Annotated in this window: 20 protein-coding genes and 2 pseudogenes; 16 read left to right on the forward strand and 6 right to left on the reverse strand. The window is 58.9% G+C overall.

Going from position 1 to position 19,712, the window contains the following annotated elements; genetic code table 11:
* Positions 1-111: 111 nt before the first annotated feature.
* Positions 112-1,092 carry an IS5 family transposase gene (locus BLW24_RS12860; protein ID WP_090376416.1) on the reverse strand — a complete coding sequence of 327 codons (981 nt, stop codon included), beginning with the start codon at positions 1,090-1,092 and terminating at the stop codon, positions 112-114.
* Between BLW24_RS12860 and BLW24_RS12865 the strand changes: the two genes are divergently transcribed.
* Together BLW24_RS12865 and BLW24_RS25965 are read left to right on the forward strand one after the other, a co-directional pair.
* On the forward strand, positions 1,052-2,599 hold the full coding sequence (locus BLW24_RS12865; RefSeq protein WP_167360368.1) for a ShlB/FhaC/HecB family hemolysin secretion/activation protein: 1,548 nt from the start codon (positions 1,052-1,054) through the stop codon (positions 2,597-2,599). The genes BLW24_RS12860 and BLW24_RS12865 overlap by 41 nt on opposite strands.
* Before the next feature lie 790 nt (positions 2,600-3,389).
* On the forward strand, positions 3,390-3,638 hold the full coding sequence (locus BLW24_RS25965; protein WP_167360369.1) for a hypothetical protein: 249 nt from the start codon (positions 3,390-3,392) through the stop codon (positions 3,636-3,638).
* An 86-nt stretch (positions 3,639-3,724) separates the two neighbouring features.
* Here the strand turns inward: BLW24_RS25965 and BLW24_RS12875 are convergent, their stop codons facing one another.
* Together BLW24_RS12875 and BLW24_RS12880 are read right to left on the reverse strand one after the other, a co-directional pair.
* Positions 3,725-3,913, reverse strand: coding sequence for a hypothetical protein (locus BLW24_RS12875; protein WP_090381510.1), 189 nt, complete (start codon positions 3,911-3,913; stop codon positions 3,725-3,727).
* Between the two features lie 72 nt (positions 3,914-3,985).
* Entirely contained in the window at positions 3,986-4,966 is a 981-nt protein-coding gene (locus BLW24_RS12880; RefSeq protein ID WP_090375425.1) for an IS5 family transposase, read from the reverse strand.
* 274 nt (positions 4,967-5,240) lie between these two features.
* Between BLW24_RS12880 and BLW24_RS26520 the strand changes: the two genes are divergently transcribed.
* Positions 5,241-5,426 (forward strand): MliC family protein, encoded by a 186-nt coding sequence (locus BLW24_RS26520; protein WP_244161275.1) that lies wholly within the window; start codon positions 5,241-5,243, stop codon positions 5,424-5,426.
* Here BLW24_RS26520 and BLW24_RS26525 read toward each other — a convergent pair.
* Positions 5,342-5,644, reverse strand: a pseudogene (locus BLW24_RS26525) (site-specific integrase); the annotation flags it as partial. The gene BLW24_RS26520 and the pseudogene BLW24_RS26525 overlap by 85 nt on opposite strands.
* A 148-nt stretch (positions 5,645-5,792) precedes the next feature.
* Here BLW24_RS26525 and ettA point away from each other — a divergent pair.
* The 9 genes and pseudogenes from ettA to BLW24_RS12935 all read left to right on the forward strand — a co-directional run bounded on the left by ettA (position 5,793) and on the right by BLW24_RS12935 (position 14,638).
* Complete coding sequence (ettA, locus tag BLW24_RS12895) at positions 5,793-7,487, forward strand: energy-dependent translational throttle protein EttA (protein ID WP_090381516.1); 1,695 nt, start codon at positions 5,793-5,795, stop codon at positions 7,485-7,487.
* 185 nt (positions 7,488-7,672) lie between these two features.
* Entirely contained in the window at positions 7,673-8,005 is a 333-nt protein-coding gene (locus tag BLW24_RS12900) for a TraR/DksA family transcriptional regulator (protein ID WP_090381520.1), read from the forward strand.
* 121 nt (positions 8,006-8,126) lie between these two features.
* Complete coding sequence (locus BLW24_RS12905) at positions 8,127-10,583, forward strand: Lon protease family protein (protein ID WP_090381523.1); 2,457 nt, start codon at positions 8,127-8,129, stop codon at positions 10,581-10,583.
* 198 nt (positions 10,584-10,781) lie between these two features.
* A pseudogene (locus BLW24_RS12910) lies at positions 10,782-11,121 on the forward strand (PA4575 family protein).
* Between the two features lie 203 nt (positions 11,122-11,324).
* Positions 11,325-11,822, forward strand: a complete 498-nt coding sequence (locus BLW24_RS12915; RefSeq protein ID WP_090381531.1) for a TIGR00645 family protein — start codon at positions 11,325-11,327, stop codon at positions 11,820-11,822.
* Positions 11,823-11,963: 141 nt separating this feature from the next.
* Complete coding sequence (locus tag BLW24_RS12920) at positions 11,964-12,269, forward strand: DUF6482 family protein (protein ID WP_090381537.1); 306 nt, start codon at positions 11,964-11,966, stop codon at positions 12,267-12,269.
* A gap of 11 nt (positions 12,270-12,280) precedes the next feature.
* A complete protein-coding gene (locus tag BLW24_RS12925) occupies positions 12,281-13,816 on the forward strand; it encodes a cryptochrome/photolyase family protein (protein WP_090381543.1) in 1,536 nt (511 codons plus the stop codon).
* On the forward strand, positions 13,813-13,959 hold the full coding sequence (locus BLW24_RS12930) for a DUF2256 domain-containing protein (RefSeq protein WP_090381548.1): 147 nt from the start codon (positions 13,813-13,815) through the stop codon (positions 13,957-13,959). The genes BLW24_RS12925 and BLW24_RS12930 overlap by 4 nt, the downstream gene beginning before the upstream one ends.
* A 61-nt stretch (positions 13,960-14,020) precedes the next feature.
* The gene (locus BLW24_RS12935) at positions 14,021-14,638 is read left to right on the forward strand and encodes a BamJ family beta-barrel-assembly machinery protein (RefSeq protein ID WP_090381555.1); all 618 of its coding nucleotides are present in this window, start codon (positions 14,021-14,023) and stop codon (positions 14,636-14,638) included.
* Between the two features lie 261 nt (positions 14,639-14,899).
* Here the strand turns inward: BLW24_RS12935 and BLW24_RS12940 are convergent, their stop codons facing one another.
* Both BLW24_RS12940 and BLW24_RS12945 read right to left on the reverse strand, forming a co-directional pair.
* Positions 14,900-15,127, reverse strand: a complete 228-nt coding sequence (locus BLW24_RS12940) for a PA4570 family protein (protein WP_090249418.1) — start codon at positions 15,125-15,127, stop codon at positions 14,900-14,902.
* Positions 15,128-15,283: 156 nt separating this feature from the next.
* Positions 15,284-16,252 (reverse strand): polyprenyl synthetase family protein, encoded by a 969-nt coding sequence (locus BLW24_RS12945; protein ID WP_090381559.1) that lies wholly within the window; start codon positions 16,250-16,252, stop codon positions 15,284-15,286.
* Positions 16,253-16,512: 260 nt separating this feature from the next.
* Between BLW24_RS12945 and rplU the strand changes: the two genes are divergently transcribed.
* The 4 genes from rplU to proB all read left to right on the forward strand — a co-directional run bounded on the left by rplU (position 16,513) and on the right by proB (position 19,707).
* The gene (gene rplU / locus BLW24_RS12950; protein WP_090381562.1) at positions 16,513-16,824 is read left to right on the forward strand and encodes a 50S ribosomal protein L21; all 312 of its coding nucleotides are present in this window, start codon (positions 16,513-16,515) and stop codon (positions 16,822-16,824) included.
* A gap of 39 nt (positions 16,825-16,863) precedes the next feature.
* Positions 16,864-17,121: a 50S ribosomal protein L27 gene (gene rpmA, locus BLW24_RS12955; protein WP_085584170.1), complete on the forward strand. Its 258-nt coding sequence runs from the start codon at positions 16,864-16,866 to the stop codon at positions 17,119-17,121.
* A 175-nt stretch (positions 17,122-17,296) separates the two neighbouring features.
* Entirely contained in the window at positions 17,297-18,520 is a 1,224-nt protein-coding gene (gene cgtA, locus BLW24_RS12960; RefSeq protein WP_090381569.1) for an Obg family GTPase CgtA, read from the forward strand.
* A 68-nt stretch (positions 18,521-18,588) separates the two neighbouring features.
* Complete coding sequence (proB, locus tag BLW24_RS12965; RefSeq protein WP_090381574.1) at positions 18,589-19,707, forward strand: glutamate 5-kinase; 1,119 nt, start codon at positions 18,589-18,591, stop codon at positions 19,705-19,707.
* The last annotated feature ends 5 nt before the right edge of the window (positions 19,708-19,712 follow it).

The raw sequence follows: 19,712 nt of genomic DNA on the forward strand, positions 1-19,712 counted from the left end.
GTCAGCCTCTGCTGATTTCGAAAGTGATAAATCGATCAAAAACGATCAGATTACCGGCTCATTTCTGTGTTTTTAGCCGCCGCGAGCACCTCGCGGCAGCCATTTCCAGCATTACGGGCGCACCTCTCCTGCATTCGTCAGTAAATCTCGGCGCGCCATCCACAGATTTGACAGCGCGAATAAAGTCACCAGTTGCGCCGTGTTTTTGACCAGGCCACGGAAGCGCGTCTTCACATAACCGAACTGACGCTTGATCACCCGAAACGGATGCTCGACCTTGGCTCGCACTTGGGCCTTGGCCTTCTCGATTTTGCGCTTGGCTTTGTACAGCGCGCTGCGCTTACCGAGTTTCTTGTAAGTGCTACGCCGTGCTGCAACCTGCCAGATCACTTGACGGCCCTCATGCTCGGGGCGCTTCTCGACACCGGTATATCCGGCATCGGCCCCCACCATGTTTTCCTCGCCGTGCAGCAGCTTATCGACCTGGGTGACATCCGCCACGTTGGCGGCAGTACCCACCACGCTGTGCACCAAGCCAGACTCGTCATCCACCCCGATGTGCGCCTTCATGCCGAAGTAATACTGATTGCCTTTCTTGGTTGAGTGCATCTCAGGGTCACGCTTACCGTTCTTGTTCTTGGTTGAACTCGGCGCGTTGATCAGCGTGGCATCGACGATGGTGCCTTGGCGCAGCGACAAACCACGGTCACCCAGGTAGCCATTGATCACGGCCAGGATGCCGGCAGCCAGTTCGTGTTTTTCCAGCAAGCGGCGGAAGTTGAGGATGGTGGTTTCGTCAGGAATGCGCTCCAGAGTCAGCCCGGCAAACTGGCGTAGGATGGTGGTCTCGTACAGCGCCTCTTCCATCGCCGGATCGCTGTAACCGAACCAGTTTTGCATCAGATGCACTCGCAGCATCGCCATCAGCGGATAGGACGGTCGGCCGCCTTCACCCTTTGGATAATGCGGCTCGATCAAAGCGATCAACCCTTTCCATGGCACTACCCGATCCATCTCGATCAGGAACAATTCTTTGCGGGTCTGCTTGCGCTTGCCGGCATACTCGGCGTCGGCGAAGGTCATCTGCTTCATCGGAAAACTCGGCGGGTGGAGTGCGGATATTTTGCCAAAATCAGGAAGTCTTTTTCAGACCATCCTTAACACCGAGCAAATCCACCAGGCTGCCGACGCACTCATGCGCCATTACCGTGATGCGGGCTACTTTGCGGCCACGGTGTTTATCCCGCCGCAAACAATCCAGGGTGGTGTCATCAGTCTGGATGTGTTCGAAGGCCACCTGGAAGCTGGCGGACTGGAGGTGGACAACCAAGGAGAGCGCATCGACAGCACGCTGGTTCAAGGCATGCTTGAGGCTGAGCTCAAGAGTGACAAGCCACTGCATCGTGCAGACATGGAGCGCGTCCTGTTATTGATCGAAGATCTGCCCGGCGTGCGCAGCAATGCGACCCTTTACCCCGGCACAGCGGTTGGCACAGCCAGACTGCGCAGCAACATCAGCGATGAACCGCTGTTTAGCGGCAACATCGATGCGGACAACTACGGAAGCGAACACAGTGGCCGTGAGCGCGTGGGTACAACCTTATACCTCAACAGTCCTAGCCGCTCTGGCGATCAACTGGTTACCCGCTTGGTCAGCTCAGGTAGTGACTCAAACTACGCTTATCTGAACTATCTACGTCCGATTTCGGCCACTGGAACCCGCCTAGGTGCCAGTCTCGACTATTACGACTACCAAACGGATAACATCGATAACCTGGGTGGCGCCGATGGTTACGCCAGCGACCTTAGCCTGTACCTGACCCATCCACTGATACGTGCTCGCCATAGTAATCTGAATGTTCGCGGCACCTTCAATCATGCGCGCATCGTAGACAACAACGATCTTGACTTTAACGCCATCCGTGAACTGGACAGTCTGACCCTGGGCCTGGAGGGTGACGAGGATCACGACTGGCTGGCCAATGGTTTATCCCTCTATGGCCTCTCGCTGACCGCCGGCACAGCGGACCTGCGTGGCAATGAAAACGCCCGCAGTTACAACCGCAATGGCCCCGATGCCGACGGCGACTTCCAGCGCATCAACTTCTATTTGCAGCGCTTGCAGCACCTGTCAGGTCAATGGTCACTTTATGGCAATCTCAATGGCCAGCTCGCTGCCGGCAACCTCGATACTTCACAGAAATATTATTTTGGTGGACCGACTTCGATGGCTGGCTACCCACCGGGAGAAGTGGGTGGTGACAGTGCCGTGGCCATGCACCTCGAACTGCGCTATGACTTTGCCCAGCCAATACTAGATGGCTCCTTGCAGGCCGAGCTGTTCTATCAGAAAGGCTGGCTCAAACAGCATCAGGACACATGGACCGGCTGGCAAGCAGGCAACCCCGATCTGGATAACGAAGTCACTCTGGATGCGACAGGCATAGGACTGACCCAGACCTGGCAAAACCAGTGGCTGGTGCGCGGACTAATCGGCTGGCAAACCGCCGACAGTCCTGTGGTTGACCCGATTACCGGTGAAAACACCGACGGCATCGACGACTACCGCGTCTGGATGCAAGTGGTTCATTATTTCTGAGGGGTTTTCCATGAGACTTTTATTGCTATGCCTCACCCTGCTCAGTTCAGCAGCCTTGGCAGGCGCCAACTGCGCCAACTCGCAAAGCTGGCAATGCCAGCACCACAGCGCGGCCACTGGCTCAAGCAATCCGCAGCAGCCAACGCCTGACCACCAGACCAGCAACCCACCCACGCAAACAACCAATCCGCCTTTGGGTAGCCTGACACCTGACATTCACGGCGTGGCCTTAACCCCTGTCGCCGTACCTAACCTGGTACCAACACCTATCCAGCAACCCGTGCCGACGGCCACCCCGTACAAGGTGCCGCAGCCCATGAATATTCCGGGGCAAGTACCTACGCCTACTCCGCAAGCCGTTCCGACTGCCACTCCATACATGGTGCCGCAGCCCATGAACATTCCGGGGCAAGTACCTACGCCTACACCGCAAGCCATTCCGACTGCCACCCCATACATGGTGCCGCAGCCCATGAATATTCCGGGGCAAGTACCTACGCCTACTCCGCAAGCCGTTCCGACTGCCACCCCTTACAAGGTACCGCAGCCTATGAGCATTCCGGGGCAAGTACCTACGCCTACACCGCAAGCCGTTCCGACTGCCACCCCTTACAAGGTACCGCAGCCCATGAACATTCCGGGGCAAGTACCTACGTCCACGCCTACCCCGCAACCCGTTCCAACGGCCACTAAGTACATGGTGCCGCCAATAGCCCATGGCGGTCGGCCGACATTACTGATTAAACCTGGCTCTACAGCCACTCAAAAACCACCCACACAAACTAATCACGTGGTCACCCATCAACTGCAGCTTGTCCAGCCACTTGCCAAAGTGCCTCTGCCAACAACCGGTGATGCACAAGCCCAGTACGGATTGGAGATGATTGAGCCCGGTGTGCAGAACCACCGGGTCGAGGTCTATCGCAGTCATGACGCGCTCGAGCAAATTCACAATGACGTCATCCCAATGGATGAAGGCGACTTCCATTTGACCGTGATCGGTACACGCAAACCTGACTACATGCATGACCAACCCTGAACCCGCGCTTGAGCACATATGATCAGAACCATCGTGTGCTCATAACCCTCAGCCCAGCCTGATCTTTCGCCTAGGCAGATAGCCCCTCATTTGATTGCAGTAAAGTCGAAACGGACAGCCTTGAGCAGCGCATTTGCCAGAATGATGAACTGGCTGCGCTGGATGTGCAGATGGCCAAGGGATATCAAAAGGCCAGCGCTAAGGATGGTCTGAAGTAGCCATGTATTTCTGGCTGACTTCAGCCCCGCCGATTTTGAAAGCGGCAAATCGATCAAAAACGATCAGATTACCCATTCATTTCTGTGTTTTTAGCCGCCGCGAGTAGCTCGCGGCAGCCATTTCCCGCATTACAGGCGCACCTCTCCTGCATTGGTCAGTAAATGTCGGCGTGCCATCCACAGGTTCGACAGCGCGAACAGCGTCACCAGTTGCGCCGTGTTCTTGGCCAAGCCACGGAAGCGTGTCTTTACATAACTGAACTGACGCTTGATCACCCGGAACGGGTGCTCAACCTTGGCGCGCACCTGGGCCTTGGCCTTCTCGATCTTGCGTTTGGCTTTGTACAGCGGGCTGCTCTTACCCAGCTTCTTATAGGTGCTGCGGCGGGCAGCAACCTGCCAGATCACCTCGCGCCCATCATGTTCGGGGCGCTTTTCGACGCCGGTATAACCCGCATCGGCGCACACCACGTTTTCCTCGCCGTGCAGCAACTTGTCGACCTGAGTGACATCCGCCACGTTGGCCGCCGTGCCTACCACGCTGTGTACCAGCCCCGACTCGTCATCCACGCCAATGTGCGCCTTCATGCCGAAGTAGTATTGGTTGCCCTTCTTGGCCTGGTGCATCTCTGGGTCGCGTTTGCCGTCCTTGTTCTTGGTCGAACTCGGCGCATTGATCAGCGTGGCATCGACGATGGTGCCTTGGCGCAACGACAGGCCACGGTCGCCAAGATAGCCATTGATGACGGCCAGGATGCCGGCAGCCAACTCATGTTTCTCCAGCAGACGACGGAAGTTGAGGATGGTGGTTTCGTCGGGGATACGTTCCAGACTCAGCCCGGCGAACTGCCGCAGGATAGTGGTCTCGTACAGCGCTTCTTCCATCGCCGGGTCGCTGTAGCCGAACCAGTTCTGCATCAGGTGCACACGTAGCATCGCCATCAGCGGATAGGCCGGCCGACCGCCTTCACCCTTGGGGTAATACGGTTCGATCAGTGCGATCAAACCCTTCCACGGCACCACCCGATCCATCTCGATCAGGAACAACTCTTTGCGGGTCTGCTTGCGTTTGCCGGCGTACTCGGCATCGGCGAAGGTCATTTGCTTCATCGGAAAACTCGGCGGGTGGCGTCCGGGCATTTTGCCAAAATCAGGAAGTCTTATTCAGAGTTTCCCTAAAGCCCAGAATGAACACCCGCGTGTGCTGAAGGCTGAACAGCTTGGTTGGATCAAGGGTCGCAATGACTGCTGGAAAGCCGACGACATCACCCAGTGCGTCAGTGACAACTACCGCCTGCGCATCGCCGAGTTGCAGGCGCGTTACGCGCTGGTGGCAGGCAGTGGACCGGTGTTCTACTTCTGCGACAACAACCCAGCCGACGAAGTGGTCGCCACCTACTACCCCACAGAACCGCCCACTGCTGTGGTTGAACGGGGCGACAGCGTATCCCTGATGTATCTGCAACCCAGCGCCAGTGGTAGTAAGTACTTCATGGCCAAGGTTTCCTTACTAAACCCCGCGTCTGACACAAACCTAGAAAGCTCAGTGTCTGTCAGGTATTGGCTGTGAGGGCGCTGTTCGAGGTGAGAAATCAAATCAATGGAGGAAAAAGCCAGAAACTCCTCAAGCACAGCCAGATGCTCAAGGTACTTCTTGGTCGTTTCGAGTGCTCTGCCCGAGTGCTCCATTGTGATGTATAGGTTGGGGTAGTAGACAGGGATGTAGTCTTGCACCAGCAGCTTTCTTCGAGCAGCATTCACCACCTGCTCTATGACCTGGAAGCCCATGTTGCTCCCTCATAAAAAATAACTTTTCTAACTATAGTCAGGGGCATCAGCCGGTCAGCGCAAAACATAACGTTTTACTTTCCAGAATTTAAGCGCTTGTCACTACCACTCAAGCACTGAAGACACAGGATTAAAGGCGAATCAAACCATGTCAAAAAGTGACAAATCAGGCAAAACAGGCTCTTACGTTTACACCATGCATCGGCTCGGCAAAGTCGTACCGCCGAAGCGGGAAATCCTCAAGAACATCTCCCTGTCGTTCTTCCCTGGCGCGAAGATCGGCGTGCTCGGCCTCAACGGTTCGGGTAAATCCACCCTGCTGAAGATCATGGCCGGCGTCGACACCGAGTTCGATGGCGAAGCCCGCCCGATGCCGGAGCTGAATATCGGCTACCTGCCGCAGGAGCCCCAGCTCGACCCGAGCAAGACCGTGCGCGAAGTGGTGGAAGAGGCGGTGAGCCAGATCAAGGACGCCCAGGCGCGTCTGGATCAGGTCTACGCCGCTTACGCCGAGCCGGATGCCGACTTCGACAAGCTGGCCGCCGAACAGGCCAAGCTGGAGGCCATCCTGCAGACCAGCGACGGCCACAACCTGGAGCGCCAGCTGGAAGTTGCCGCCGACGCCCTGCGACTGCCTGCCTGGGACGCCAAGGTCGAGCACCTCTCCGGTGGCGAGAAGCGCCGCGTGGCCCTGTGCCGCCTGCTGCTGTCGGCTCCCGACATGTTGCTGCTGGACGAACCCACCAACCACCTGGACGCCGACTCGGTGGCCTGGCTGGAGCACTTCCTCCACGACTTCCAGGGCACTGTGGTGGCCATTACCCACGACCGTTACTTCCTGGATAACGTCGCCGGCTGGATTCTAGAACTCGACCGCGGTGCGGGCATTCCTTATGAGGGCAACTACTCCGGCTGGCTGGAAGCCAAATCGGAGCGTCTGGCCCAGGAATCCAAGCAGCAGTCGGCCCATGAAAAGGCCATGAAGGAAGAACTGGAGTGGGTGCGCAAAGGCGCCAAGGCCCGCCAGTCGAAATCCAAGGCGCGCTTGCAGCGCTTCGAGGAAATGCAGTCGCAGGAATTCCAGAAGCGCAGCGAAACCAACGAGATCTATATCCCGGTCGGCCCACGTCTGGGCGACAAGGTCATCGATTTCGTCAACGTCAGCAAGGGCTACGGCGACCGCGCGCTGATCGACAACCTGTCGTTCAGCATGCCCAAGGGCGCTATCGTCGGGGTGATCGGCGGTAACGGTGCCGGTAAGTCGACCCTGTTCCGCATGCTGATGGGCAAGGAGCAGCCGGACTCGGGCAGCATCGAGATCGGTGAAACCGTGCAACTGGCCTGCGTTGACCAGAGCCGCGACGACCTCGACGGCAGTAAGACCGTGTGGGAAGCCGTGTCTGGCGGCTCCGACATGATCAAGATCGGCAACTATGAAGTGCCGTCGCGTACCTATGTCGGTCGCTTCAACTTCAAGGGTGGCGACCAGCAGAAGTTCGTCAAGGACCTCTCCGGTGGTGAGCGTGGCCGTCTGCACCTGGCGCTGACCCTGAAAGAGGGCGCCAACGTGCTGCTGCTGGACGAACCGTCCAACGACCTCGACGTGGAAACCCTGCGTTCGCTGGAAGAAGCACTGCTCGACTTCCCTGGCGCCGCTATTGTGATCTCTCACGATCGCTGGTTCCTGGATCGCGTGGCGACCCACATCCTGGCGTACGAAGACGACTCGCATATCGAGTTCTTCGAGGGCAACTACACCGAGTACGAGGCCGACCGTAAGAAGCGCCTCGGCGACGCTGCCGCGCAGCCGCACCGCGTGCGTTACAAGAAGCTGGCGCAGTAAGCCGCGCTGCAATAAAAAACGGAGCCGCAAGGCTCCGTTTTTTATTGGCGCTGTATTGAGGGGGCCTTAATAGCCCGTGGCCCTCGTCTGATAAATGAAGAAAAGTTACAGAATTACTGACGGGCATCAGTGTAAAAAGCCCTGCAAGAACCACACTTACAGCTGAGCCTTCGAGGACTATCGGTATGTCTGTCTTTGACCCCCACACCGCTCTCTATAGCCTGCTGAACGAATATAGCGCGCGTGCCCACGCGATTCGCCAGGATCTGGCGCGCAGCCACTCGCCGGATTTCGCCGAGCAGGCTCTGCAGCGGCAGAACGATGAAGTGCTTGAAGCCCTGCTGGCCGAAGCTGAGAGCGGCATGCGCCAGGTTGGCCTGGCCAAACTGCGCCTGGCTGAGGGTTGCTACGGTGTGTGCCTGCGCTGTGGTGAAACCATCAGTCCGGGGCGCCTGCAGGCCATGCCTGCTGCCGAATATTGCCTGACCTGTGCCGGTATGCAGGATCAGGCCAACTGACCCTAGGTGTTGCGCTCGCCTGCTGGCGCCTTAAAGGAGAGGCGCGCGATTGAGCTTATGGCTTGTGGATGCGGGCCGATGCGGCCATGATTTCCACCAGGCCCCCGTCCAAGGATTTCCAATGCCAGACTCCGTCGCAGCCCATTTGCGGTTGGCTCCTGAAGCACTTACCCGTCCCTTTTCCCCTGAGCAGTTCAACTTCACCAATACCGAAGACCTGGAGCCCTTCCGTGGTGTATTGGGCCAGGAGCGCGCCGTCGAGGCGCTGCAGTTCGGCGTGGCGATGCCGCGCCCCGGTTACAACGTGTTTGTCATGGGCGAGCCCGGTACCGGCCGCTTCTCCTTCGTCAAACGCTACCTCAAGGCTGAAGCCAAGCGCCTGGAGACCCCGGCTGACCGGGTTTACGTCAACCATTTCGATGAGCCGCGTGAGCCGCGTGCGCTAGAGCTGCCGTCTGGCACCGCCGGCGAGTTTCTCGCCGATATCAACGGCCTGATCGACAACCTGCTGGCGACCTTCCCAGCGGTGTTCGAACACCCCTCATTTCAGCAGAAGAAAAACGCCATCGACCGTGCCTTCAACAAGCGCTACGACCAGGCGCTGGACGTGATCGAGCGGCTGTCGCTGGAAAAGAGCGTGGCTCTGTACCGCGACAGCAGCAACATTGCCTTCACCCCGATGCTTGAGGGCAAGGCACTGGATGAGGCCGAGTTTGCCCAGCTGCCGGAAGCCGAGCGTGAGCGCTTCCATGCCGATATCGCTGCGCTGGAAGAGCGCCTCAACGAGGAGCTGGCCAGCCTGCCGCAGTGGAAGCGCGAGTCGAGCAACCTGCTGCGTCAGCTCAACGAGGAAACCATCACCATCGCCCTGCAGCCGCTGCTTGCGCCGCTGTCGGAGAAGTACGCCGAGAACGCAGGCGTCTGTGCTTACTTGCAGGCGGTACAGGTCAACCTGCTGAAGACCGTGGTTGACCAGCTGGTTGAAGTGGAAAAGGCCGACGCGCAAACCCGCAAGCTGCTCGAAGAGCAGTACTGCCCGAGCCTGGTGGTCGGTCATCACGCCCAGGGCGGCGCGCCCGTGGTGTTTGAGCCGCCCCCGACCTACGACAACCTGTTCGGCCGTATCGAATACAACACCGATCAGGGTGCGCTCTACACCAGCTACCGCCAGCTGCGTCCCGGTGCGCTGCATCGCGCCAATGGCGGCTTCCTGATTCTGGAAGCCGAGAAGATGCTCGGTGAACCGTTTGTCTGGGATGCGCTCAAACGTGCCCTGCAATCGCGTCAGCTGAAGATGGAGTCGCCACTCGGTGATCTCGGTCGCATTGCCACCGTGACCCTGACCCCGCAGATGATTCCGCTGCACCTCAAGGTGGTGATCATCGGCTCGCGCCAGCTGTATTACACGCTGCAGGACCTCGATCCGGACTTCCAGGAGATGTTCCGCGTCCTGGTCGATTTCGATGAAGACATTCCGCTGGCCGATGACAGCCTTGAGCAGTTCGCCCAGCTGATGAAAACCCGCACCTCGGAAGAGGGCATGGCACCACTGACGGCGGCGGTGGCGCGGGTTGCGACCTACAGCGCGCGCCTGGCCGAGCACCAGGGGCGCTTGTCGGCGCGTATCGGCGATCTGTTTCAGCTGGTCAGCGAAGCCGACTTTATCCGCAGCCTGGCCGGGGATGAAGTCACCGACGCCGGACATATCGAGCGTGCACTGAAGGCCAAGGCCACCCGTACGGGCCGTGTTTCGGCGCGGATCATCGACGATATGCTGGCCGGGATCATCCTGATCGACACCGCTGGTGCAGCCGTGGGCAAGTGCAACGGCCTGACCGTATTGGAAGTCGGCGACTCGGCCTTCGGTGTGCCGGCGCGGATTTCCGCCACGGTCTATCCGGGCGGCAGCGGGATTGTCGATATCGAGCGTGAGGTTAACCTCGGTCAGCCGATCCACTCCAAAGGTGTGATGATCCTCACCGGTTACCTGGGCAGTCGATATGCTCAGGAATTCCCTCTGGAAATCTCCGCGAGCATCGCCCTGGAACAGTCCTACGGTTATGTCGACGGTGACAGCGCCTCCCTCGGTGAGGTCTGCACATTGATCTCGGCCCTGTCGCGGACACCGCTCAAGCAGTGTTTCGCTATTACCGGCTCGATCAACCAGTTTGGTGAAGTGCAGGCGGTGGGCGGAGTCAACGAGAAGATCGAAGGTTTCTTCCGCCTCTGTGAGGCCCGCGGCCTGACTGGCGAGCAGGGCGCGATCATTCCGCACTCCAATGTCACTACCCTGATGCTGGATGAGCGGGTGCTGCAGGCGGTGCGTGCCGGACAGTTTCATATCTACGCGGTGCGCCAGGTCGATGAGGCGCTGAGCCTGCTGGTCGGTGCGGATGCCGGTTCGCCCAATGAACAGGGGCAATTCCCGGCGGGAAGCGTCAATGCGCGGGTGGTTGAGCGCCTGCGCGATATTGCCGCCACGGGCATGGAAGACGACAAGGAGGAGCCGAAGAAGGAAGAGCCGGCTGTTGCGGCCAAGGAGAAGAAGCCGCGGGCGAAAAAACCTGCGGCTGAATGACCGCTCGGCTGCGTCAATTCGCCCGGTGGCTGGTCAGTCACTGAGCGAATTGCCGCGCCAGCCCGTGCGCCTGGCTCGGGCCGGCTTTTCCTCACTTCATCCACACAGTTATCCACAACAAGCGGGGATAACTGTTGGCTTCCCACTGGCGGTTGCGCGGGTGTAGGCTGAAGGCCTGCTCCTGAGAGGGTCGTCGCCATGTCGCGCAGCCTCAATCTCACTCGCCACTGTCTGGGCCTGGATACTCGTATCGAATGCGTGGTGTTGCCGCTGGCCGGTAACAATGGCCTCTGGACACTGATCTGCGCCGCCGGCATGGCCGGTGCGCAGCCTTCCACAATCAAGGCGCAGGGCCCATTTCACGGGGCTTTCGCCGCCGAAAGCATCCTCACGGATATTGCCGAAAATCTGCAGGGTATGGGCTATGAGCAATCTGCCGACGTGCCGATCTGGCGCGCATATCCAGGCCGAGCTGCGCCGTTTGAACGGTGAGCGTGGCCACCATCTGGGGGATTGCCAGTTTCAGCCGGAAACCTGAGTGGGCAATTGCCGAGTATTTGACCAGGTGTCGCAAACCCTGCAGAGGGCTGGCTTGCAGCCATTGATCCTGAGCCTGCCCACAAGGTTATCCACAGTTGTGGGGGATAACCGCAGCGGTCATCGATTGCCGTGCGCCAGGGTTGTCTGGGCGATGGCGCTGGGTATACTGCGCCGGCAGTCTTGAACCCTGAGTGAACCCTTATGGAACGCTTTATCGAAAATGCCATGTATGCCTCGCGCTGGCTGCTGGCGCCGATCTATTTCGGTCTGTCGCTGGCCCTGCTGGCGCTGGCGCTGAAGTTCTTTCAGGAAGTCTTCCATATCCTGCCGAACGTCTTTGCCATGGCCGAGGCGGATCTGATCCTGGTGCTACTGTCGCTGATCGACATGGCGCTGGTCGGCGGCCTGCTGGTGATGGCGATGATTTCCGGTTACGAGAACTTCGTATCTCAACTGGATATCAAGGAGGGCACCGAGAAGCTCAGCTGGCTGGGCAAGATGGACTCCAGCTCGCTGAAGATGAAAGTGGCGGCCTCTATCGTAGCGATCTCCTCGATTCATCTGCTCAAAGTATTTATGAATGCGCAGAACATCGACCCCGTGCACCTCAAATGGTATGTGATCATTCATATGGCGTTTGTGGTTTCGGCTTTCGCCATGGGCTACCTGGATAAACTGACCAAACACGAATCGAGCTGATCCGCTCCTCTGGTGTTCTCGCCGCCCGGCCGTTGCAAAACGGACGGGCGGTTTGCTTTGTGCCTTGTGCTTTTGCTGTGTTGTACAAAAATTGTGTTTGTATAGGTTTTTGTATAAATTTGCTTGCCCGAGGATATCGCCATGAACCTGCAAGACCTGTCGCTGCACGCCCACGCCGGGCATATCGATGCGCTTAACCTGATCTCCATCGAGGGTGGCATCTACTTGCTGGAGGCGCACATGGACGGCCGTGCCCATCCGCTCAATGATGGCCATGGCAAGACCCTGCACCTGCGCTCGGTCGAGCATGCACGCGACCTGCTGCATGACTTGCCGCGCATACCGTTCCACCTGGTGCATGCGGTTGTGCATGACGAAATGTGCGGCCTGCAGGATGGCACTCAGGACACTTTGCGCGTGCCCATTTCCTTCAATTCTTCCTGGTAACGACCCCACCTATGGCTACTCGCCGGCTTGCCCTGGTACTGGGGGATCAGCTGTCTTTCGATCTACCCAGTCTGCAGGCACTGGATCCGCTACTGGATGCTGTACTGCTGGCTGAAGTGGCGGCGGAAACCGATTATGTGCCGCATCATCCGCAGAAAATCGCGCTGATCTTCAGTGCCATGCGTCACTTTGCCGAGGCACTGCGTGAGCGCGGTTGGTGCGTGCATTACGTCAAGCTGGATGATGCGCAGAACAGCGGCTCGCTGCCGGGTGAGTTGCAGCGCTGGGCTGGGCTGTTGCAGGCAACCGAGGTGCACGTCACTGAATGCGGCGAGTGGCGGCTGGAGCAGGCTCTGCAGGCTTGCGGCTTGCCGATCACCTGGCACGCCGATAGCCGCTTTATCTGTGCTCGTGATGAGTTCGCCCGTTGGGCCGAAGGGCGCAAGCAACTGCGCATGGAGTTCTTCTATCGCGAGATGCGCCGCAAGACTGGCTTATTGATCAATGGCGACGGCACTCCGGTGGGCGGGGCGTGGAACTTCGATGCGGAAAACCGCAAGGCGCTGCCCAAACAGATCAAGGCGCCGATGACCGCGCGTTTCCCGGCGGACGCCATTACCCGGGACGTGCTGAAGCAGGTGGCCGAGCGTTTCAGTCACCGTTACGACAGCCTGGGGTCTTTCGATTACCCGGTGACCCATGCCGAGGCCGAGGCACTGTGGCAGCACTTTCTCGATTTCGCCTTACCGGCTTTTGGCGATTATCAGGACGCCATGGCGGTCGGTGAGCCGTTTCTGTTCCATGCGCGGATAAGCGCGGCGCTGAATATCGGCCTGCTGGATGTGCGCCGACTGTGTGCGGATGTCGAGGCGGCATACTGGTGCGGTCAGGTGCCGCTGAACGCCGCGGAGGGCTTTATTCGTCAGCTGATCGGCTGGCGCGAATACGTGCGCGGCATCTACTGGATGCACATGCCGGAGTACGCCGAGCGCAATGCCTTCGGCAACACTCGGCTGCTACCGGAGTTCTACTGGACCGGAAAAACCCGCATGAAATGCATGAGCCAGGCCATCGGTCAGACGCTGGAGCATGCCTATGCCCACCATATTCAGCGGCTGATGGTCACCGGCAACTTCGCCCTGCTGGCCGGCATTACACCCAGCCAGGTCTGCGACTGGTACCTGGCCGTGTATATGGATGCCTTCGACTGGGTCGAGCTGCCCAACACCCTGGGCATGGTCATGCACGCCGATGGCGGTTATCTGAGCTCCAAGCCCTATTGCGCCAGTGGCCAGTACATCAAACGCATGTCCAACTACTGCGGCGACTGCACCTACAAGGTCAGCGAAAGCGTCGGTGAGCAGGCCTGCCCGTTCAACGCGCTGTATTGGCATTTCCTTATGCGCCACCGCCAGCAGCTGTCGGGTAACCACCGGTTGGGCATGATCTACCGTGGCCTGGACAAGATGAGCGAGGTCAAACAGCAGGGGTTGTGGGTGCGCGGTGAGCAGCTATTGGCGCGGCTGGATGCCGGTGAGCTGCTATGAAAAAGGCCGAGTTGCCGGTCAAGACCTGTTTGGTGTGCGGGCTGCCCTTCACCTGGCGCAAGAAGTGGGCGCGCTGCTGGGATGAGGTGAAGTATTGCTCCGAGCGTTGTCGGCGCAATCGCCAGGGCGCGGCGGGCGGGTAGGGCGGGCTGGCGGTTTGTGCTAGGCTGGCCGACCTTTTTTAGCCCCTAGCGGAGCAGTGCTATGTCCGAACTCAATCTCTCGACTGACGAAACTCGCGTCAGCTACGGCATCGGCCGTCAACTGGGTGGTCAGCTGCGCGACAACCCACCGCCGGGCGTGAGCCTGGACGCCATCCTGGCGGGCCTGACCGACGCCTTCAGCGGCCAGCCAAGCCGCGTTAGCGAAGCCGAGCTGTCGGCCAGCTTCAAGGTCATCCGCGACATCATGCAAGCCGAAGCAGCCGCCAAGGCTGAAGCCGCTGCGGGTGCTGGTCTGGCCTTCCTGGCTGAGAACGCCAAGCGTGACGGCATCACCGTGCTGGCTTCCGGCCTGCAGTACGAAGTGCTGACCGCAGGCGAAGGCGCCAAACCTTCCCATGAAGACAGCGTGCGTACTCATTACCACGGCACCCTGATCGACGGCACCGTGTTCGACAGCTCCTACGAGCGTGGTCAGCCCGCTGAGTTTCCGGTTGGCGGCGTGATCGCCGGCTGGACCGAAGCCCTGCAACTGATGAACGCCGGCAGCAAATGGCGTCTGTATGTACCGAGCGAGCTGGCTTACGGCGAGCAAGGCGTGGGCAGCATCCCGCCGCGCAGCGTGCTGGTATTTGACGTGGAGCTGCTGGACGTTCTCTAAGAGATTGCTCCACGATCTGCTGCGCGTCGGCCCTACTGCGTTCAAAGCAGGCTCGGAATGCTCATGTACAACAGTACACTCCGCTTCTTTGCCGTTTTGACCAGCCGGAGGCTGTTACTAACGTAGCGCCTTGTAGGACTCTAGCTCGCGAGATCTTTAGTCTCTGAGGCTTTCTATCGCGGGCATGGCCCGCTCCTACGCCAGCGACGCTGGAATCTTGTAGGAGCGGGCCATGCCCGCGATGCATTTAAGCTCGGACCGTCAGGGGCGCAATGCCCGGGCGTAGCAATAGAGAAATAGATTACGCACCAACTCCTTGAGCACCAGCGGCTCGCTTGAGTTCAGTTCGTGCAAATCCAGATCCCCCTGATCACGCAGTTCATCCAGCGCATCTTCCTTAAGCAGGGCACAGACTTCGCCGGTATTGCGATTGAGAATGCGTAGATACGGCTGCGGGCGGTCCAGCCAGGCATCGATCAGATAGGTCATGACTCATCTCCCTTTTAAGTGGTCAGATGAGAATAATTCTTATTATATTTATAGCAAGGGTTAATCGCTGCCTTTCGTCGCGTGGTGCAATTGCTGTGGGTCGCAGGCAGTAAAAAGCCCGCCATATGGGCGGGCTTTTGTCTGTTCTGGCAAGTCTTAGTGCGTGCGGGCTACAGCAAAGCGGCTGAGTTCGATCAGTGCGTCGCGGTATTCGCTGGCGGGCAAGACATCCAGGCAGGCGATGGCGCGCTCGGCGTAATCTCGGGCCAGCTGGGCGGTGTAATTCAGCGCGCCGGCGGCTTCTACGGCATTGCGAATGCTTTCAAGATCCTCGATGCCGCCTTTCTGGATCGCCTGGCGTACCAGGGCCGCCTGCTCGGGCGTGCCTTCGCGCATGGTGTGGATCAGCGGCAGGGTCGGCTTGCCTTCGGCCAGGTCGTCACCGACGTTCTTGCCGAGGGTGGTGGCATCGCCACGGTAGTCGAGCAGGTCGTCGACCAGTTGGAAGGCCACGCCGAGGTGATCGCCAAAGGTGCGCAGCGCTTCGGTCTGTTCGGCGTTGGCGCCGGCCAGTGCAGCGGCGCTATGGGTCGAAGCCTCGAAGAGCATCGCGGTTTTGCCGCGGATGACTTCCATATAGGTTTCTTCGCTGGTGCTGGCGTCGCGGATCTTCGACAGCTGCAGCACTTCGCCTTCGGCAATCACCCGGGTGGCCTTGGACAGGATCTTCATCACCGGCATGGAGCCTAGTTCGACCATCATTTCGAACGAGCGCGAATAAAGGAAGTCGCCGACCAGTACGCTGGGCGCGTTACCCCATTGGGTATTGGCGGTGCTGCGGCCGCGGCGCATGTCGGACATGTCGACTACATCGTCGTGCAGCAAGGTTGCGGTGTGCAGAAATTCGATGGTGGCAGCCAGCAGGCGCAGGTTGTCGCCTTCAATGCCCAAGGCCTTGCCACTGAGTAGTACCAGCAGCGGACGCAGGCGTTTACCGCCAGCGGAGATAATATAGTCGCCGATCTTCTCTACGAGCGGTACGCGCGACACCAGTTGGGCGCGGATGATGCCGTCGACGGCGGTAAAGTCATCCGCCACCACGCGGTAGAAAGCCTGGGGTTGCATCGCTTGCACCTGCTACTCATGGGTTGCGCGGCATGCTAGGGGGCAGGGTAGGGGCTGTCAAGGCAAGAGGCTGGGACTCTGGGTGTCGAGGCCTTGCGTCGCGCTGGCTGCTTGCGTATAATCGCGCAACCTGAACTTCCCCCTGGGTATTTCCCTGCCTTACGCAATTGCAAGGGTGTCCTTGAAGGCCCCAAGCAGCCATGCCAGCCGACACTTATTCCTATAAAGCGCTGGGTGAGCAGGATTAACGGAGATTTACCATGTACGCAGTAATTGTTACTGGTGGCAAGCAATACAAAGTCACCGAAGGCGAATTCCTCAAGGTCGAAAAACTCGAGCTGGCCACTGGCGCAGCTGTGACGTTTGACCGTGTTCTGCTGGTCGGCAATGGCGACGACGTAAAAATCGGCGCTCCGGTTGTTGACGGTGCCAAAGTTGTTGCTGAAGTGATCGCTCAAGGTCGTCACGAGAAGGTCACCATCATCAAGTTCCGTCGTCGTAAGCACCACATGAAGCGCCAGGGCCACCGTCAGTGGTACACCGAGATCAAAATCACCGGTATCCAGGCCTGATTCGTTTCGGTCTGATCCCTTTATAGGAGTATTGAACTCATGGCACACAAAAAAGCTGGCGGTAGTACCCGCAACGGTCGCGACTCAGAAGCCAAACGCCTTGGCGTGAAGATGTATGGCGGTCAGGCTATCAAAGCAGGCAACATCATCGTGCGTCAGCGCGGCACCCAGTTCCACGCTGGTTACGGCGTTGGCATGGGTAAGGATCACACTCTCTTCGCGAAAATCGAAGGCGTGATCAAGTTTGAAGTAAAAGGCGCGTTTAACCGCCGTTATGTGAGCGTCGTTGCGGCTTAGTAGCGCGACTGCTGGGAAAGCCCCGTCCTTGCGACGGGGCTTTTTTGTTTCTGTATTCTTGGGGTTTTTGCCAAACTGTCCTGGGTGTTAGCGTTCGATTTGAATGCAGGTCAATTTTGCAAGAACCTGGTGTTTCTCGGTTTAGATGACCCGCGTGATTGCGGGAGGCGCAAAAATGAAATTCGTCGATGAAGTATCGATTTTTGTAAAAGCCGGTGACGGCGGTAACGGCATGATGGCTTTTCGTCGTGAAAAGTTCATCGAGAAGGGTGGTCCCAACGGCGGTGATGGTGGTGACGGTGGCTCGGTGTATATCGAGGCGGTCGAGAACTTCAATACCCTGGTGGACTACCGCTATACCCGTCGTTTCCAGGCGCAGAATGGCGAGAAGGGTGGCAGCACCGACTGTACCGGCGCCAAGGGCGAGGACCTGATCCTGCCGGTGCCGATTGGTACTACGGTGATCGATGCCGGTACTCAAGAGGTAATTGGTGACCTGGTTCGCGCTGGCCAGCGTTTGATGGTGGCGCAGGGCGGTTGGCATGGCCTGGGTAACACTCGCTTCAAGTCCAGCACCAATCGTGCGCCGCGCCAAGCCACGCCGGGCAAGCCGGGCGAGTCGCGCGATCTCAAACTGGAATTGAAGGTATTGGCCGATGTAGGCCTGCTGGGCCTGCCGAATGCTGGCAAGAGCACATTTATTCGTTCCGTGTCGGCCGCCAAGCCCAAAGTCGCTGACTACCCCTTCACTACTCTGGTGCCAAACCTGGGTGCGGTCAGTGTTGATCGCTACAAAAACTTCGTGATCGCCGATATTCCGGGGCTGATCGAGGGGGCTTCCCACGGTGCTGGTTTGGGTATCCGCTTCCTCAAACACTTGTCGCGTACCCGTCTGTTGCTGCATCTCGTCGATATGGCGCCGCTGGATCTGACCGATCCGGCTGAGTCGGCCGCCACCATTATTGATGAGCTGACCAAGTTCAGTCCGTCATTGGCTGAGCGTGAGCGCTGGCTGGTGCTGAACAAGGCTGACCAGATGCTCGATGAGGAGCAGGAAGCGCGGATTGCTGAAATCGTTGCGCGGATCGAGTGGACTGGGCCGGTTTATGTAATTTCTGCCCTGGCGCGCCAGGGCACTGAGAAGCTCTGTTATGACATCATGGACTTCCTTGAGGCGCGCGCTGAGCGCATCCAGGAAAACCCAGAGTACGCTGCCGAGTTGGCCGAGCTGGATACGCGCATCGAAGACGAAGCGCGCGCTCAGCTGCAGGCGCTGGACGATAAGCGCGCGCTGCGTCGTTCTGGGGTCAAGGCCGTCGGTGATGTCGATGAAGACGACAGCTTTTGGGATGAAGAAGACGAAGATGATGGCCCGGAAATCATTTGCGTCCGGGATTAAGCAACTACAAAACGCCGCTTAATTGCGGCGTTTTTGTAATCACAGGTCGCGGCTAAGGTTGGAAGATCATGCGTGACAAGGTAACCGGTGCGCAGCGCTGGGTGGTGAAAATTGGCAGTGCGCTGCTGGCCGCTGATGGTCGTGGTCTGGACCGTGCGGCGATGGCGGTGTGGGTCAGGCAGATGGTTGCGCTGCGCGAGCAGGGTGTTGAGCTGGTGCTGGTGTCCTCTGGTGCCGTGGCGGCGGGTATGAGCAAGTTGGGTTGGGTGGCGCGACCGAGGGCCATGCATGAGTTGCAGGCTGCGGCAGCTATTGGTCAGATGGTACTGATTCAGGCGTGGGAGTCGAGCTTTGCCGAGCATGGTCGGCGCACGGCACAGATTCTGCTAACCCATGACGATCTGTCCGATCGCAAGCGCTACCTGAATGCGCGTAGCACGCTGCGCACGCTGGTGGATCTGGATGTGGTGCCGGTCATCAACGAGAACGACACCGTGGTTACCGATGAGATCCGCTTTGGTGATAACGACACTCTGGCGGCGTTGGTGGCCAATCTGGTCGAGGCCGACCTGCTGGTAATTCTTACTGATCGCGACGGTATGTATAACGCCGATCCGCGGCATAACCCCAATGCTGAGCTGATTTTTGAGGCGGGCGCCGATGATCCGGCTCTGGATGCTGTGGCGGGTGGTGTGGGCGGTGCGCTCGGGCGTGGCGGTATGCAGACCAAGCTGCGTGCGGCGCGTCTGGCGGCACGCTCCGGTGCTCATACGGTAATCGTTGGCGGTGCCATTGAGCAGGTGTTGGCGCGTCTAAAGGCGGGCGAGCGCTTGGGTACTCTGCTGGCGCCAGAGCGCGGCATGCTGGCGGCGCGTAAGCAGTGGCTAGCTGGGCATCTGCAGACCCGTGGCACCCTGGTGCTGGATGATGGTGCGGTCAAGGCGCTGGCGACCGGCACCAAGAGCTTGTTGCCAGTTGGTGTGAAGGCTGTGCAGGGTAGCTTTCGTCGCGGTGAGATGGTGGTCTGCGTGGCGGCGAATGGTCGCGAGATTGCCCGTGGGCTGGCTAACTACAGTGCGCTTGAGGCGCAAAAGATCATCGGCCGGTCGTCAGATGCCATCGAGAGGCTGCTGGGTTATGTTGATGAGCCCGAGTTGGTGCATCGGGATAATTTGATCCTGATTTGAGGGAA

The sequence above is a fragment of the Pseudomonas anguilliseptica genome (assembly GCF_900105355.1).
GTDB lineage: Bacteria > Pseudomonadota > Gammaproteobacteria > Pseudomonadales > Pseudomonadaceae > Aquipseudomonas > Aquipseudomonas anguilliseptica.